The organism is Siphonobacter sp. SORGH_AS_1065 (genome assembly GCF_030818595.1).
Classification (GTDB): Bacteria; Bacteroidota; Bacteroidia; order Cytophagales; family Spirosomataceae; genus Siphonobacter.
Map to the genome: position 1 here is coordinate 2,478,651 of NZ_JAUTAM010000004.1, position 15,637 is coordinate 2,494,287.

Annotated in this window: 16 protein-coding genes; 8 read left to right on the plus strand and 8 right to left on the minus strand. The window is 45.6% G+C overall.

Going from position 1 to position 15,637, the window contains the following annotated elements; all coding sequences use genetic code 11:
• Positions 1 to 3 precede the first annotated feature (3 nt).
• From QE390_RS10970 to QE390_RS10990, 5 genes are all read right to left on the minus strand, one after another.
• The gene (locus QE390_RS10970; protein ID WP_307142161.1) at positions 4 to 717 is read right to left on the minus strand and encodes a 2OG-Fe(II) oxygenase; all 714 of its coding nucleotides are present in this window, start codon (positions 715 to 717) and stop codon (positions 4 to 6) included.
• Positions 714 to 1,574: a methylated-DNA--[protein]-cysteine S-methyltransferase gene (locus QE390_RS10975; protein WP_106638363.1), complete on the minus strand. Its 861-nt coding sequence runs from the start codon at positions 1,572 to 1,574 to the stop codon at positions 714 to 716. Before QE390_RS10975 ends, QE390_RS10970 begins: the two co-directional genes overlap by 4 nt.
• A gap of 248 nt (positions 1,575 to 1,822) precedes the next feature.
• Entirely contained in the window at positions 1,823 to 2,371 is a 549-nt protein-coding gene (locus QE390_RS10980) for a hypothetical protein (protein WP_307142162.1), read from the minus strand.
• A 405-nt stretch (positions 2,372 to 2,776) separates the two neighbouring features.
• Complete coding sequence (locus QE390_RS10985) at positions 2,777 to 3,151, minus strand: VOC family protein (protein ID WP_307142163.1); 375 nt, start codon at positions 3,149 to 3,151, stop codon at positions 2,777 to 2,779.
• A gap of 195 nt (positions 3,152 to 3,346) precedes the next feature.
• Positions 3,347 to 4,813 (minus strand): DUF6600 domain-containing protein, encoded by a 1,467-nt coding sequence (locus QE390_RS10990; protein ID WP_307142164.1) that lies wholly within the window; start codon positions 4,811 to 4,813, stop codon positions 3,347 to 3,349.
• 240 nt (positions 4,814 to 5,053) lie between these two features.
• Between QE390_RS10990 and QE390_RS10995 the strand changes: the two genes are divergently transcribed.
• Positions 5,054 to 5,878, plus strand: coding sequence for a sugar phosphate isomerase/epimerase (locus QE390_RS10995; RefSeq protein WP_307142165.1), 825 nt, complete (start codon positions 5,054 to 5,056; stop codon positions 5,876 to 5,878).
• A gap of 159 nt (positions 5,879 to 6,037) precedes the next feature.
• On the opposite strand, the gene QE390_RS11000 is transcribed toward QE390_RS10995, so the two are convergent.
• Positions 6,038 to 7,384: an NAD(P)/FAD-dependent oxidoreductase gene (locus tag QE390_RS11000; RefSeq protein WP_106638358.1), complete on the minus strand. Its 1,347-nt coding sequence runs from the start codon at positions 7,382 to 7,384 to the stop codon at positions 6,038 to 6,040.
• Positions 7,385 to 7,709: 325 nt separating this feature from the next.
• Between QE390_RS11000 and QE390_RS11005 the strand changes: the two genes are divergently transcribed.
• Positions 7,710 to 8,732: an LLM class flavin-dependent oxidoreductase gene (locus tag QE390_RS11005; RefSeq protein ID WP_307142166.1), complete on the plus strand. Its 1,023-nt coding sequence runs from the start codon at positions 7,710 to 7,712 to the stop codon at positions 8,730 to 8,732.
• Positions 8,733 to 8,793: 61 nt separating this feature from the next.
• Here QE390_RS11005 and QE390_RS11010 read toward each other — a convergent pair whose 3' ends face one another.
• Positions 8,794 to 9,837 (minus strand): methyltransferase, encoded by a 1,044-nt coding sequence (locus tag QE390_RS11010; RefSeq protein ID WP_307142167.1) that lies wholly within the window; start codon positions 9,835 to 9,837, stop codon positions 8,794 to 8,796.
• Between the two features lie 123 nt (positions 9,838 to 9,960).
• Between QE390_RS11010 and QE390_RS11015 the strand changes: the two genes are divergently transcribed.
• The 6 genes from QE390_RS11015 (at position 9,961) to QE390_RS11040 (ending at position 13,826) form a co-directional block, all read left to right on the plus strand.
• Positions 9,961 to 10,428 (plus strand): hypothetical protein, encoded by a 468-nt coding sequence (locus QE390_RS11015; protein WP_307142168.1) that lies wholly within the window; start codon positions 9,961 to 9,963, stop codon positions 10,426 to 10,428.
• Entirely contained in the window at positions 10,385 to 11,032 is a 648-nt protein-coding gene (locus QE390_RS11020; RefSeq protein WP_307142169.1) for a sensor histidine kinase, read from the plus strand. The genes QE390_RS11015 and QE390_RS11020 overlap by 44 nt, the downstream gene beginning before the upstream one ends.
• Complete coding sequence (locus QE390_RS11025; RefSeq protein ID WP_307142170.1) at positions 11,029 to 11,712, plus strand: LytTR family DNA-binding domain-containing protein; 684 nt, start codon at positions 11,029 to 11,031, stop codon at positions 11,710 to 11,712. The genes QE390_RS11020 and QE390_RS11025 overlap by 4 nt, the downstream gene beginning before the upstream one ends.
• Before the next feature lie 106 nt (positions 11,713 to 11,818).
• Complete coding sequence (locus tag QE390_RS11030; RefSeq protein WP_307142171.1) at positions 11,819 to 12,553, plus strand: intradiol ring-cleavage dioxygenase; 735 nt, start codon at positions 11,819 to 11,821, stop codon at positions 12,551 to 12,553.
• Between the two features lie 69 nt (positions 12,554 to 12,622).
• Positions 12,623 to 13,132 carry a hypothetical protein gene (locus QE390_RS11035; RefSeq protein ID WP_106638352.1) on the plus strand — a complete coding sequence of 170 codons (510 nt, stop codon included), beginning with the start codon at positions 12,623 to 12,625 and terminating at the stop codon, positions 13,130 to 13,132.
• Complete coding sequence (locus tag QE390_RS11040; protein ID WP_307142172.1) at positions 13,122 to 13,826, plus strand: pirin family protein; 705 nt, start codon at positions 13,122 to 13,124, stop codon at positions 13,824 to 13,826. The genes QE390_RS11035 and QE390_RS11040 overlap by 11 nt, the downstream gene beginning before the upstream one ends.
• Here the strand turns inward: QE390_RS11040 and QE390_RS11045 are convergent.
• The gene (locus QE390_RS11045; protein WP_307142173.1) at positions 13,823 to 15,007 is read right to left on the minus strand and encodes an acyltransferase family protein; all 1,185 of its coding nucleotides are present in this window, start codon (positions 15,005 to 15,007) and stop codon (positions 13,823 to 13,825) included. The genes QE390_RS11040 and QE390_RS11045 overlap by 4 nt on opposite strands.
• Positions 15,008 to 15,637 lie beyond the last annotated feature (630 nt).

The window sequence follows — 15,637 nt, forward strand, 5'->3', positions numbered from 1 at the left end:
GATTTAACTTATGGCGTCATGAAAAATGATTCCTAACGTGTGGCGTTCGCCTGCTTTTACTTCACTTACTCCGTGTTTCATAAAGATCCGATAATAGCCTTTGGTTCCCTTTTCGGGTTTAAAGTTGGTAGTGAATATCAGGCCATCTCCTTTTTGGGGACTTACTACAAGGGCTTTGGACTGTGCCCTAGGTATTTGCTGAGTTAAGACAAACTCCCCTCCGAAATAATCCTTATTAGGTTCATTCAAAAACAACACGAGTTGGATAGGGAAATAAACGTCTCCGTATAAATCCTGGTGCAAGGTATTAAAGCCACCTGTACCGTATTTTAAAATCAAAACCGTTGCTTTTGTCTGCCCATTCTGATGGCACTGTTGTACTAATTCAGCGTGGGTTAAGGGGAACACCGTATCAATATTCAGCACTTTAAACCAGGCGTTTGCAATAGGAGCAAGGTATGGATAAAGGGTCTCTCTGATGGTTTGAATAAGATCAGGAAGGGGGTAATTGAAGTATTTATACTCTCCCAATCCAAAACGATATCGAGCCATTGTCACCGTTTTTCGATACAAAGCTGAGGTATCATAACTGGCTTTTAACGCTTCACACTGTTCGTTCGTAAGCAAATTGGAGAGGGTAGCATACCCGTTTTGATGCATGGCTTCGGTAAGGGCTGGCCAGTCTAATGCCTCTATTTTCTGGACGATAGTGCTCATAATTCCAATTCTTTGGATGAATACATTTGGGCTCCTTCCCAACCAATGATGGCTGTTTTGCGGGTGGTACCCCACATATACCCGCCCAAAGCTCCTGAGGACTGGATCACTCGATGGCAGGGAATTAAGAACGCCACAGGATTACTTCCGATGGCTGTTCCAACGGCTCTTGAAGCGTTTGGACTGCCCACTTGCTCCGCAATAGTGCCGTAAGTGGATAGCTTGCCCATGGGAATTTTTAGTAAACTTTCCCAGATCTTTAACTGAAAATCGGTGCCTTTCAGATGCAGTTTAATTTGGTTGAGTTTGCTCCAGTCATGTTGAAAAATGAATAGAGCATTTTGCTGCATGACGTCTAATTTCTGCTGAAATACAGCATTGGGAAACTTCGCTTTAAGTTTAGCAAAGGCGACTTCTTCGTTCTCTTCGAAAGCCAAGTAACAAACGCCTTTGGCGGTGGAGGCCACGAGTAAAGAGCCAAATGGACTTTCGGCATAACTGAAATTAATCCGCAGATTTTTACCGCCATTTTTATATTCAGCGGGTGTCATCCCTTCAATGTTGATGAACAAATCATGCAGACGGCTGGTGCTGGAAAGTCCTGTTTCAAAGGTGGCATCAATCAGCGTAGTCCGGGTTTCTCCTAAGATTTTTTTCGCGTGTTCTACGCTGACATATTGCAGAAATTTCTTGGGACTTGTTCCTGCCCATTCGGTAAATAGCCGTTGAAAATGGGCCGGACTTAGATGAACCTTCTCGGCAACGTCGTCTAAATTGGGTTGTGCTCTGAAGTTATCCTTGATGTACGCAATCGCTTCTGCGATTCGACTGTAATTAAGGGCTGCCTGTGTTTCCATGATCGTTCGTTTTGTGAGACAAATTTCTATGATCGCAGGCCGTCATAAAATCCGAAATATGCTGAATGTGAATTCCATCCGATGTTAGCTGAGATAGCAAAGCAGGAATGATCGGGACGATGAGTTAGGATGCAGAATTACAAAGTAAACGGTACACTCTACGCTTTTCAGATCTATAATACGAAAGCGATTTGATGAAAACAGTGAGAACAAAAACCTTTGCTAATGGGGACTACAAACGTTTGTAACTACACTTCGTTCCATTTTTCGATCGCCTGTTTTAACCATCCTGGAGCCTTATCCAGCGGAGGCATTTTGCCCTGGTTGGCGAAGGTCAATTGCCGGGCTCGCTGCTCCATTTCGGCTAAACTAGGCACATCCCATTGGGCTCTCTCTTCATCGGTAGTAGCCGGATCGATATCCCACAGTCGGTAACGAATACCGTCAGGAACCATTTGGGTGCCATATTTCTGCGGTTGTCCCTGATACATATGCCAACGGTCTAAGGCCGCCGCAGCCAACCATTTTCCAGCCGGATTACCCAATTCAACACTCGTCAAAGCCCAGAGATGAGCCATCCAGATTTCATCGATGGTGTCGCCGTGCTGAAAAATTAACGCAGCATGGTAATAGTCCTGAGCGGTAATTACCTGCTTTTCTTCCACCATCTTTTGGACCCATTTGCGTCGTTCCTGATCACGTTGCCGTAAGGATTCATAGGCAAGTGTCCCCACTTCTGGGTGATTTACTCGCTCCTCCTGATCTGCTAGAAAAAGTTTCTGTAACGCTTCGTTCATAAGTTAATGAATATCAAAAATGGCGTGATACATACGTTCGGATTAGCAATCCTAGTCGATACGATTTAGGCATAGATTAGGTCCATCTCTAGGCTAGACGTGATGAAGTCGCGTCTCTACATTTTTAATGGCATCGTTCTTAAAAGCTCTTTCGGATTGGCAACCCCAGTAAGTAAATCAAAAATTAGTAAATAGGAAGGTAACTGGAAATAGGGGGGACATGAAAGGGGCGAAAACTCCGCCCTGGTTGGTGTCCTCACCAACCACCAGGCTTTTAGTAAGGGCTGGTGAGGACACCAGCCAGGGCGGGAGATAAAAATTTCTCAACTGAAAACCGAATATAAATAACTAAAAAGTGAAAAAGCCGCACTTCTTTCGAAGTACGGCTTTGCTGCAATGAACAAATCATTCCTTTTCATTAGCCGGTTCCCAAAGTTCGATTTTATTATTTTCTGGATCGAGAATCCAGGCAAATTTGCCGTATTCGTGTACTTCCATGTTGCCAACAAATTTCACGCCTTCTTCCTTAAGAACTACTATTAACTCTTCTAGGTTAGCTACTCGGAAATTAAGCATGAATTCTTTTGGAGATGGATTAAAATAAGCAGTTGCTTCAGGAAAAGGACTCCAGGTGATGTCACCTGTCTGATTATCCTTCCATTCAAAAGTGGCTCCGTATTCATTGGTATTAAAGCCCAGATGCTGTTTATACCAGTCACGCATCGCCTGTGGATCTTTCGTTTTGAAGAAGATGCCGCCAATACCCGTTACTCGTTTCATAAAATTTGATAGATGTTATCAAGTGCAACTGAGCTTAAAATTCAAGAGTTACGAAGATAATGATTACAGTCATCAACAAAGTTTATAGGCCATAAAACATTACAGGAGTCAGATGAACCCTAACTGAAACCAGAGACTAAAAAAAGCCGCACCTCTTTCGAAGTACGGCTTTGCGGCAATAAACAAATCATTGGGTTAATTTCTGCTTCCTCTGGAACGAGCTCCACCACCACCTCCTGGATTACCAGGAGCCGCATTTTCACCGCCGCCCCGGGGAGAAAATCCGCCGCCCCGGTTCTCAGAAGGTTGTCTCATGCCTCCATCCGAAGGCATTCCACCATTTCGTTCAATCCGACTGCCGCCCATGGAAGGGGCAGAAGGCTGGTTCATGGATGGCTGACGATTCGAGCGGAAGTCAGGTGAACCACTACGGTCGGGACGACTCATGCCACCAAAGGGATTATTGCTTTCCCGACCTGGTTGAGTAGGGCTGGGCGAGTCGTTGCGGCCTGGGTTCCATTGACGGCTGGGCTGACTGTTACCAAAGGGATTGTTATCCCGATTGGGCGTTGAAGGCTCTCCTGAGTTCTGATTCCATCCACGACTGGCTCGATTTCCCGCATCACCAAAAGGATTATTATCCCGATTGGGCGTTGAGGGTTCTCCTGAGTTCTGATTCCATCCACGTCTGGCCCGATTCCCTGCATCGCCAAACGGGTTGTTAGATTCCTGGCCGGGTTGGGGGTTGGGAACGTTTTCGTTTCGTCCTGAAGTCCAGGGGGTATTGTTATTACCACCACGGTCAGGACGAACGGTTCCGTCAAAACCATTCATGCCATTGTTACGACGGTTTCCCTGATAATCGGGAGTACCATTTCTGTCAGGACGGTTGGGCGTATTATCCCGGTCGCCGGGACGATTCCAGTTTCCTCCATTCGTATGGTCCCAATTGCCATTGCGATCCCCTCTATTGGAGGTGTAATCCCGGTTGTAAAAGCCAACTCGGCGACCAAAATCATCCGCCCGACGCACATCTACCGGACGGCCTGTAGCACGTTGAATATCCCGACGATTCGGACCGCTCACATACGTCCGGTTGTTCGACTGATAGACGTTGTTAATGATTGTCGTATTATTATAAATATTGACAACCCGCGTCCGGGGAACGCAATATGAGTAAATACGAGGACTTAGTAAGTACTGACGGGGAACAAATACCCAGTAATTCCAAGGAAGGTTAATGTTGACATTGATGTTCATGCCCGGTCCCAGCGGAGCCCAGCCGTAATAACCGCCGCCATTCCGCCAATTTACCCAGGCTGGTCCCCACTCATAATCGGGAACCCAAACCCAGCGGTTGTATGCCATGACCCAACGGCCATAGTGGAAAGGAGCCCAGCCCCAGGGATAATCTGATACCCAGGTATTCCCATACTCGGTCATTTCCCAACGTCCAGCCGTTCCGTAAGGCTGAAAACCGGGGTCTACGTTGGGTGACCAGACCTGTCCATATTCAGGGTTCTGAATCCATTCACCGTAGGGGGAAAGCTCGTTATAGAAGGTAGCAAAAGATATATTGACGCCCGGCTGAGCCTGGACGGAGGCAATGCCCAGTCCAGTGGTTAGCAAGCAGACCAAAGCGATGATTCGGGATGTTTTCATGGCTGGTATGAATCGATGAGGATTCTTTTAAAGCTTTAAAGTTGAGTAATTTATGGTGGATTCGCTACCTAAAAAATGTTAAATTCAGGGCTAGTGAGTTAACGGGTATTGGATACTTTAGATACGTAGAAGTTTATACCATAAGCAGTGGTAAGGCCGTATTTTAACATTTATTAGCGTTATGGTTATTCTGGAAATAGTTCTGATATTTATCGGACATTCATTATACCTCTAAATTCAATGAAAAAAGCCTTTCTTTTCCTATGTACGGTATTGCTGACGGGAAACCTCTTCGCTCAGAAAACACCCGAATCTAAATCGGGCTGGATGCTGGGAGCTCAGTCTTACTCGTTTCGATTATTTCCCTTTAGCGAAGCCTTACGAAAAATTGATAGCTGCGGCCTGAAATACGTCGAAGCTTTCCCCACCCAGCAAATTGGCGGGGGCATTGCCGGAACTATGAATTTCACGATGGATGCGGATACGCGTCAGGCGGTGAAAAAGTTACTGAAAGATCGGGGACTTACGCTGGTCGCTTATGGCGTGGTGCGGGCAAAAGACGAAGCCGAATGGAAATCGCTCTTTGAGTTTGCGAAGGAAATGGGCATTCGTAATATCAACACTGAGCCGGACGTTAAACAGATTTCCTACATTGGCGAACTGGCTAAGAAATACAAGATTAACGTCGCGTTGCATAATCATCCCAAGCCTTCGCATTACTGGCATCCCGATTCGGTTTTATCGGTTATTGGTACTAATCCTTACCTGGGTTCCTGCTCGGATATTGGTCACTGGGTTCGTTCGGGATTAGATCCCGTGGAATGTCTAAAAAAGCTGGAAGGTCACGTACTAGGCATGCATTTCAAGGACCTCGAAGAGAAAGCCCCCAAAACACACGACGTCGTATGGGGCACGGGCGTATGTGATATTCCCGCAGTAATCGCAGAACTGAAACGTCAGAAATTCAAAGGCCCGATTTCGGCAGAATACGAATACAAGTGGGAAAATAACGGCCCCGAAATTGCGGAAAGCGTGAAGAATTTTCGAGCCATTTATTTAAAGTAGTTGATGGTTGTTAGTTGCGTAGGAGTAATGGATTGGATAAGTAATAACTTTTCAAATCGGACAGATGCCTACAAAATGTTTACTATTAACCATTCATTCAACAAAAAAAGGGATTCGGTAATGACACCGAATCCCTTTTTCATAGCTGTAAGCCAAAATTTAATCAGCTTGCTGTTTATGCATAAATACTTCCGTAGCCTTATCCCCCTTCCGAATAAATGGACGGATAATCAGACGGGTACCGCGTTCGTAAGTGAAGAAACGATACAGCCAGTTACTCAACACTACCAGTTTATTACGGAAACCAATCAGGTAATAAATGTGAACGAATAGCCAGGCAAACCAGGCAATAATACCACCCAGGTTGATTTTACCGGGTAAATCCGCTACCGCACGTGCCCGACCAATGATGGCGAGTGAACCTTTATCGAAGTAATTGAATGGCGTCATTTCCTGTCCGGCTAACATACGCTTCAGGTTCTTCGCTAAATGCACACCCTGTTGCATAGCGGGCTGAGCTACGCCGGGGTGACCATTCGGATATTTCTCTGACTTCATCATCGCGATGTCACCAATGGCGAAAATGTCCGTATACCCTTCAATCTGGTTAAACAGGTTTACGGGGTAACGACCGCCACGCTGGATAATCGTTTCAGGAATACCTTTAATCGTTGCACCGGAAACACCCGCCGCCCAAACCAGCGTCTGTGTTTTGATTTGCTCACCACCTTTGAAGGTTACGGTTTCGCCGTCGTACGATTCCACTAGCGTTTTCGTTTTTACGATTACGCCCATTTTCTCCAGGTACTTCTGCGTTTTCTGGCTCGACTCGGGTGACATCGGAGGTAATACTCGATCCAGACCTTCCACCAGATAGATGTTCATTTTGCTGAAATCCATGCCTGGATAATCGCCGGGTAATACGTGTTTACGCATTTCGGCTAAGGCACCTGCCGTTTCAACGCCCGTTGGGCCACCGCCTACAATCACGATGTTCAGCAAGCTCTGACGTAACTCGGCGTTAGTCGTCATGTTTGCTTTCTCGAAGCTTTGCAGAATCTGGCTACGCAGGTTCAGTGCATCCGTAATTTTCTTCAGCGGAAAAGAATTCTGCTTGATCTGATCATTACCGAAGAAGTTAGACTTCGTACCAGTGGCGATAACCAGATAATCGTATTTCAAATCACCAATTAACGTCGTAATGGTTTTTGTTTCGGGGCTAATGCTCGTTACGCGAACCGGACGAAAGTGAAAGTCCTCATACTCTTCATCAAACATTTTCCGAAGAGGCTCTGCAATCGCGTCGGCTTCCAGACCTGCCGTTGCAACCTGATAGAGGAGAGGCCAGAACCCATGATAGTTCTGTTTGTCGAGCATAACCACCTGAAAAGACTTCCCGGGAAGTTTTTGAGCCAGGTTAATTCCTCCAAATCCACCTCCAATGATGACAACACGCGGCTTGGTGGTTTCAGGAATATTTAGCGAAAGATCATTTAAATCAAGCATTTGACAAAGCGATGGACAACGCTCGAAGCCTAAAAAACTGAACCACTTCCTTCGGAAAAACTCCGAAGAGGAACGAATGGCTTTCGAAAACGTTTAATGGTTAATTGTTTAAAAATGGGAAAAAGAGCACTTACATGCTTGATTTCGTATTTCTACTCATTGTAAATATCAAACGGGCAAATCGAATTTTAGTACAAAAATCAACTTCTCTTTTCTAAAGAACAAAATTTTTTATACTCTGTTCATAATCAGCCTCATTTATATTTATTGTTTGTGTTTAGTGTATTGAAAATATGTACTTAAAACACCGATTAATACAAATTGTATGAGCAAGCCTCTTCGACTAAGCATATTGGATCAATCTCCTGTTCGCAAAGGTGGTTCCGCCCGCAATGCCCTGCAACAAACCATAACCGTAGCTAAAAAGGCAGATCAGTGGGGATATACCCGTTTCTGGGTTTCTGAACACCATAACGCTGCGGCCATTGCCGGGTCTGCTCCTGAAGTTTTGATGGTAAAGCTGGCTGACGAAACCGAACGCATTCGGGTGGGTTCCGGTGGGATCATGTTGCCCAATCACAGTGCTTTAAAAGTGGCGGAAAATTTCCGGTTACTCGAATCACTTTTTCCCGGTCGCATTGACCTCGGGATGGGGCGTGCTCCCGGTGGAGACCGCATTTCGTCGGCTTTACTTAATCCATCCAACGACTTCAGTGAGCAAAGTTACCGTCAACAGCTCGATTATCTGCAAACTTTCTTCACAGATTCCGCCGGAACGCAGTACGGTCCCATCCTGGCCGTGCCGCAGGCGGATACGATTCCGGCTCAGTGGATTTTAAGTTCAAGCGGCGGTAGTAGTCAGTTAGCCGCCCAGTATGGCATGGGTCTGGCCGTGACCCGTTTCATCAATGGACAAGTTTCGCCGCAAATTGTCGAGCAGTATAAACGTGCATTCCGACCTTCCGAAACGATGGCAGAGCCCGCTGCCTTATTGGCTCTGTTTGTCATTTGTGCCGATACCGAAGAGAAAGCTCGGCAACTACGTAAGGTGCTGGACTATAGATTGGTGCAAATGGATAAAGGACGCTTTGAAGGCGTAGATGATTACGAAACCATCAAAGATTACGAGTTTACACTGGCTGAAGAAGACCGACTTCGCTACGTTCATGCCGACCGGGTGGTATCGGGAACGCCCGATCAGGTAAAGGACGAATTAACCCGTCTGGCTATCGAATATGACGTCGATGAAATCATGGCTTCGACCATGACTTACCACTTCGAAGATCGTTTACGGACGTTTGAATTGTTAGCGGAAGCCTTTGAAACGGTGGCTCCCGTTCACAATTAATTAATAAAAAACCGGGGTTATTTTTTGCTAAAATGAAATAGCCCCGGTTTTTTTCGGCTTGTTAATCCTCTTTTCGGGCTCCAATCAAACCGTATTCCAACTGCGTGGGGATGGCATCACCCAAGGGTGTTAAACCAACCGATTTAAACCATTCTCCATGTTCCTGCCGACTGTAAATTCGTCCTTTGGTCGCCCAGAACAAGGCCGCCGAATAATCGGTTGCGGGTTTGGGGCCATCCAGGGTATCATGCAAAAATGTATCATGCACCCAGATTTCGCCGTTGGGTCGTAGAGCCGCCGCAAAACGTTTGGCTAGTAATAAACAGGTTTCAGTAGGCCAGTCGTGAAAAAGGCTGGCGGCCAGTAATACATCCGTTTCGGGTAACTCGTCGGTCAGCATGTCGCCGGGGTGGAAGATTAGGCGTTCTTTGACTGAATCGGCTCCTTCTTTTCCACTCGTACTAAATTCTTCCAGTAACTCTTTCGCCACTTCCAGCACCTGCGGACGGTCAAACAAGGTGGCCGTTGCTCCCGGATTCAGCCGTAACCATTCAAAGGTATAATAACCCGAACCACCCGCTACATCCAGCAAATGCCCCTGACTTTGAGGTAAGCGGGCCGCTACCAGCGGCGACAGCTTCCGGGCTCTTCCGGCCAGACCTAGGGTAAAGAAACGGGCTGCTTCGGCATCGTCCATTGGCGAGGGGCCTTCGCCTTCTTTTACGTAGGAAAATCCTTCGGAAGTATCCAGAGGACCGTCATTTTTCAGGCGGGTAACCATTTCCAGTACGCCCGAATCATCCTTTTCAAGTCCTACATACCCAATCAGATTATCCGGATTTGATTCGCTCAGGTAGGTGCCCAGTTCCGTGAGTTCGAGCGTACCCTCAGGCGTATACGCCAGTAATTCCATTGCACATAAGCTGGGGATAAGTACGTAGGCGGCACGATCTTTCAGTTTTAATTTTTTCTGTAAATCAGAAAAAGAAAGCGGACCCTTTTTAAATAATTCAAAAATCTGAAAGTGGTTAACTGCCGCCACCAGTAGCCGGGAGCCGTACATGGCCCGAAGGTGTCGGGTAATGGGAGCCAAATCAATAGACATAGGAGTAGAGTATAAGATCAGAAAGCTACAAACCTACGGATTCCGGCTGTTTACCGTACAGATTTTTGCTTTGGAATTCACTTTTGTAGTTTCAGCATCAGAAATACAATCCGAAACAAAGGCATGAAAAAAAGTATCTATCGAACGCTGGGACTGGTAATCGCCGGCGTAGCATTTTTCATTCTGCCTTACGTTTTTTCGCCGTATGGTTTTCCTGAGTTATTACAACTGGGCACCAATCCACACGAGCAGAGTAACCTGATTTCAACGGTATTAATCGTTGCCTTTTTTTACCTGAGTTACTTCGTCCTGATTCCCCGTTTTTTCTTTCCGAAGAAATACGTAGTCTTTGCGGGCCTCTCATTCATGGCTTTTTTATGCATTGTTGGAACATTCCCTAAGGAAGATTTTAAACGGGAGCGACCCCGCCAGGAGAAATTCTCGCGGTCTTGGGTTATGCCGTCAGGGGAGGAAAAGAATTTGCCTCCACCGCAGGAATTTTGGGAAAAAACCACCGCTGGATTTTGCCCTGAGTCAGAAGTTATTCATGTTTTTGCTGGCCCTATTTTTGTCTTTGTCGCTTCGCATTAACGACCGCTGGCAGCAATCCGAGCAGGATCGTCTGCAGACGGAGTTATCGTACCTGAAAGCTCAAATAAACCCTCATTTTCTCTTTAATACCCTCAACAGTATTTATTCGCTGGCGATCGAAAAATCAGATGCTACCGCTGATGCCATTGTACAGTTATCGTCTTTCATGCGGTACGTGATTCGCGATGCTCAGAATGATCTGGTTCCGCTGAAAAAGGAACTGGATTATATTGAGCAGTACGTGGCTCTTCAGAAAATCCGGCTGGATGATACCGTGCAGCTACAGTATAGCAATCAGGGACAAGCGTCTCAGCAAAAAATTGCTCCGTTGCTACTGATTTCATTCATTGAAAATGCGTTTAAATACGGAGTAAACCCGGAAGGAAGATCGGAAATAATCATTCGGGTAAGGGTGGACGAACACCAGTTACGGTTGTTCGTTTTTAACCAGAAAGTACGCCTTATACCCTCCGACGAAAATGCTGGTGGGATTGGGTTACGAAATACCAAAGCCCGCCTGGAATTACTCTATCCAGATCGCCATGACCTGCACATTCAGGATACTGAGAACACTTTTACGATTGAACTAACCCTAAAGTTATGAAAGCGATTGCCATTGATGATGAACCGCCTGCCCTTCGCATTATTACCCATTTTTGCAGTAAGGGGGCAGAAGTGGAGCTTTTGAAGACGTTCACCAGCACCGCCGAAGCATTGCAGTTTTTGCAGGAAAATCCGGTCGATCTGCTCTTTCTGGACATTAATATGCCCGCCATTTCCGGGATTGATTTCTACCGAACTTTACCCGAAAAATGCATGGTTATTTTTACAACGGCTTACGCGGAATACGCCGTGGAGGGTTTTAATCTTCAGGCCGTCGATTATCTATTGAAACCCTTTACGGCTGAACGTTTTCAGCAGGCGGTTACCAAAGCCAGCGAGTATTATCGCTCTCTGAATCAATCGGAACCTTCGCGTTACCTCTACATTCGGGCTGATTACAGCGTACATAAAATTGATGTTTCAGATATTCTATTCATCGAAGGACTGGACGATTACCTGAAAATTCATCTAAAGCAAAGTAAGCCCATCGTCGCCCGACTGACCATGAAAAGCCTGATGCAGCAATTACCCGATGATGAATTCATCCGAGTTCACCGCTCGTTCATTGTACCTTTTTCCAGGATTGAATCGGTGCGGAATAAGATCATTGTACTCGGCAATGAAGAGATTCCGATTGGAGCCAGTTACGAAGCTGACTTCCAGAAACGCTTCCGCAACTAGTCATTTACCGAGACATTTCGGGTGTTTACCTCAAAGCTCCAAAGGCTTGCAACGTTGCCCGGTAGTTGAACGTATTATTCACTGAACTACTCACAATACGCAAACGATGGAACGTAAAGATTTTTTAAAACGAGGTTTTACCGCTTTAGGCCTGATGGCCGTTGCTCCACTAACTGGCTCCTGCAAAAAAGATACCGAAAGTACAACCCCTGACACCGATTCAGGATCAGGTACGGGTAGTGGTACCAGTACGGGCAGTTGTACTTCCACGCCTTCGGAAACGGAAGGCCCTTTCCCTACGAAATCACCCAGCTCGCTGGTTACTAATGACATTCGTTCCGACCGTACGGGTTTACCTTTCACGATCAAGATTACCATTCAGAACAAAAATAACAGTTGTGCCGCCCTGGCCGGAGCTTTAGTAGACATCTGGCACTGCGATGCCGACGGTAACTATTCCGAATACGGGGGGACGCAGATGCAATCAACCAATTATGCTTCGGTACATTTCTTACGTGGTCGCCAGACAACAGATGCTGCGGGTTTGGTCACCTTTACGTCAATCTTTCCCGGTTGGTATTCCGGTCGGGCTACGCACATTCATGTGCACATTTATAACGCCAGCGGCAAGTCGTTATTAGTAACCCAGATCGCCTTCCCCGAGGATGTTACCAACACGATTTATACCACCGCAACCAATTATTATAAAAAAGGAAAGCAGGACACTACCAACGCCAGAGATAATATATTCTCGGATTCGGTTTCTCTGGAGCTGGGTACCTTGACGGGCAGTATTGCTGCGGGGTATGTCATTACTCATACCATTGTGGTAAGTGCCTAAATTCACAGGAAGGTCTGGATAGACGGTATCCAGACTTTTACATAGCGATTAGAGATGTGGACCACACGTATGATACGATTAGGTTATCGGAAGGTGATTAATGCGGCTTCGGACAAAGCCTGGGATCGGCAGGTTTTTGAAGATACTCACCGGGAGTTTTTCATGCAGGCTCAGTTTTACGATCAGCAAGGTAAGTATCAAACCTTTGCTGAGTTAGTAACCCACATTCCGCAGGCCGATCGCCTGCATTCCCTGGTGAGCACGGCAGCGGTTGGGTATATCCGGCAGTTAAAAGGCCTGATTCCCGATGTAAGTAATGCGTATGGAAAGCGGTGTCTTCCCTTTCAAAACTTTCGTTTTGAGATCATTCATTCGCACATGCAGCGAAAAGAAGAACACGCCGTTGCGATTTACTTTTATACCGAACCGCTCACATGGATTGATACCGTTGGCCCCAACCTGCTTATTGCCTATGAAGATAGACGGGAAGCGTTGAGGAAGGGCGAGGAGGTCGAAACGGATTTAATCCCATTGCAACCCTTTTTAACTATTCATTCGATTGAAGCTCATGAGTGCTAAGGTAATGAATGATTCCTCCGAGGCTAGAATTTACCTATCTGGTCAGCGAGGGTATTCCGGACTGGACTGGTTCAGAAGTTTGCACACATTTAATTTCGGCACCTATCAGGCGGAAGGCCGCATGCCTTTTGGAGTCTTGCAGGTGCTAAATGATGATACACTGGCCGCAGAAGCGACGCTGGGTATGCACGTAGAACAGGGCACGGAAGTGATGATTATTCCCCTGTCCGGCGGTTTACAATATCGGTTGGCCGATGGTAGAAAAGGGTTCGCTTCGCCGGGCGAAATCCTGCACCTGTCTACGCAGTCCGGAAGTTATGAAATCACGAATCCTTACCCGGATACACTCATTAACTTCCTGCAAGTCTGGATTAAGAATCCAAAAGCTGAAGAGCGAATGGGCATTGAACAGATTGACCTCAGGGAAATGAATACATTCTTACCTCTACAAAAGCCAGCGAATGCCAGCAACTATCGGGCCTTTATCGGTAAATACGATGGACGTATGCAGTCGGAGTATCAAATCACTCAGCTGGGGGCCAGTGTCTTTGTTTTTGTCATTGAAGGAGCGTTTGAAGTGCAGGATCGCCTGCTCGAGAGTCGGGATGGCTTATCACTGAAGCATGGCCGGAAAGTAGAATTTGAAGCTCTTTCCAGCCATGCCCTTTTATTAGTGATCGAAATAGAAGACTAAATCCGTATGAAGATTTTCTTTCGGTATAGGTAATACAAAATGAGCCAGTAGCCCGCCAAAACAAAAATGCCCTTGGTTAAAGGCTCGTAAACTTCCCCGAAAATTAAAAAGACGGAAGGCCCTAAGTGAGTCTGGAAGGTATCAGCGATGAAGGGTTCCAGGAGGTGAGCGATGACGTAAGCGGCAATGGAATTCATGCCAATGACAACAAAAAAGGTAGCCCAGCTTCGAAACTTCAGCATATCTACAACGTAATAAAATCCGGCGAGTAGAAGAAAGCACCAGCCTCCGCTGAACAAAACCCAGGAGGGAGTCCAGATGCGTTTGACAGACGGACAAATCCCGGTGATGGTAAATAGCCATCCCAGTCCTAAACCCGCAATACCCATAAAAATAAATCTTCGCATTAAGAGTTCTCCGGGTAACCCTGCTTTCAGCCATTTTCCCGCCTGTAATCCCAGAATCATAGTCGCCAGAGTAGGAATGAAACTCAGCGTTGCGTAACCGCCTTGATTGAAAAGAAAGGGTTTTTCGCGAGGGAAAAGATTCAGAAACCAGGTATCGAAAGCCCAGGCCAGGTTTGTGTTTTTATTAAAATGAGCTGCCCATCCCGTGAAATGATAAGGCCAGTCGGCGGGGACACCAACGGTTTGGGGATCGATAGCTGGAACGGGAAAAAGCAGGAAAGCCAGCCAGTACAAAAAGGGTAGTATGAATAAGGCTTTCCAGGCTTGTCGCTTGGGCTGATTGGCTAAGAGGAAAAGAAAAGGGTAACCCAAGCCAATTTGGGTTAAGGTATCTTCAAAAGTAAAGTTAGTCTGACTACGTCCGACGGAACGCAGAAAAATACCTAATAGGACCAGAATCAGCGAACGTTGAATGGTATGTCGGAGCTGAAGCCGATATGGTTGCTGTTTGGCCTGCCGACTAGCTAACGAATAGGGCAGAGCCACACCCACCAGAAAAGTAAAAGACGGCTGGATCAAATCGTGTAAGGTGCAACCCAGCCATTCTGCATGGCTTTGGTGATGAGCTAAAAAAGCCCAGAGCGTACTTTGGGGGAAGGCTTCAGAAATCTGGGAAAACTGTAATACTTCGGCCATCATCAGGAACATCACAAAGCCACGATAGACGTCCATAGAAATCAGTCGCTCCGACTGAAAATCAGTAGTAGTTCGCACTGGTAAAATAGATTAATGGTAGAGGTAGGAAGCAAGATACTAGGAATGAGTGAAAATAACCAAAAATGATAGATTAAAGAAAATTACATTTAATATAAGATAAAGGATATTATTTGACTACTAAACCTAAGTCTCGCTCTATTCTGTAAGTAAAAGGAGAAAAGTCTAATTAAAAAGAAAACCATTATTCATGTGAATAATGGTTTGTCAGATAACCGCCAGTAATGAACATCGTTTTACTTGAATGACGAATCAATACAAGTAGGTTGGAATAAACGATGTTTAAGTATTGTGCTTTATAAACAGGCTCTAAAGAGCTGATTGTGCGAATGATAAACTGGCCGCAAAGATCATAAATTAAATGCTAAGTATGCATTAATCTCACGCCATTTTTGTTGAAGGCACGCTCCGAAAATAAAAATATAGTCATTATGAATGATATTTTTGCAAATGTATATGTTTTTTAATTCATTGATTGTCAATAACTTGTATTTATTAATAATTGCACGTATTTTATTTTTAATTCGTATTTAATTTTTTAAAAAAAAGAAAACGGTTAGTAAATAACTCTAATTAAATACGAGTCAGAATAGGTAGACTTTAATCGCTACTTAATACTAAAATTACGAT

Coding starts and splice junctions, on each gene's coding strand:
- QE390_RS10970 (WP_307142161.1), bottom strand. CDS start 717: ATGAGCACTATCGTCCAGAAAATAGAGGCATTAGACTGGCCAGCCCTT.
- QE390_RS11035 (WP_106638352.1), top strand. CDS start 12,623: ATGATACGATTAGGTTATCGGAAGGTGATTAATGCGGCTTCGGACAAA.
- QE390_RS11000 (WP_106638358.1), bottom strand. CDS start 7,384: ATGCTTGATTTAAATGATCTTTCGCTAAATATTCCTGAAACCACCAAG.
- QE390_RS11010 (WP_307142167.1), bottom strand. CDS start 9,837: ATGTCTATTGATTTGGCTCCCATTACCCGACACCTTCGGGCCATGTAC.
- QE390_RS10980 (WP_307142162.1), bottom strand. CDS start 2,371: ATGAACGAAGCGTTACAGAAACTTTTTCTAGCAGATCAGGAGGAGCGA.
- QE390_RS11020 (WP_307142169.1), top strand. CDS start 10,385: ATGTTTTTGCTGGCCCTATTTTTGTCTTTGTCGCTTCGCATTAACGAC.
- QE390_RS10975 (WP_106638363.1), bottom strand. CDS start 1,574: ATGGAAACACAGGCAGCCCTTAATTACAGTCGAATCGCAGAAGCGATT.
- QE390_RS11030 (WP_307142171.1), top strand. CDS start 11,819: ATGGAACGTAAAGATTTTTTAAAACGAGGTTTTACCGCTTTAGGCCTG.
- QE390_RS11025 (WP_307142170.1), top strand. CDS start 11,029: ATGAAAGCGATTGCCATTGATGATGAACCGCCTGCCCTTCGCATTATT.
- QE390_RS10990 (WP_307142164.1), bottom strand. CDS start 4,813: ATGAAAACATCCCGAATCATCGCTTTGGTCTGCTTGCTAACCACTGGA.
- QE390_RS10985 (WP_307142163.1), bottom strand. CDS start 3,151: ATGAAACGAGTAACGGGTATTGGCGGCATCTTCTTCAAAACGAAAGAT.
- QE390_RS11005 (WP_307142166.1), top strand. CDS start 7,710: ATGAGCAAGCCTCTTCGACTAAGCATATTGGATCAATCTCCTGTTCGC.
- QE390_RS10995 (WP_307142165.1), top strand. CDS start 5,054: ATGAAAAAAGCCTTTCTTTTCCTATGTACGGTATTGCTGACGGGAAAC.
- QE390_RS11015 (WP_307142168.1), top strand. CDS start 9,961: ATGAAAAAAAGTATCTATCGAACGCTGGGACTGGTAATCGCCGGCGTA.
- QE390_RS11040 (WP_307142172.1), top strand. CDS start 13,122: ATGAGTGCTAAGGTAATGAATGATTCCTCCGAGGCTAGAATTTACCTA.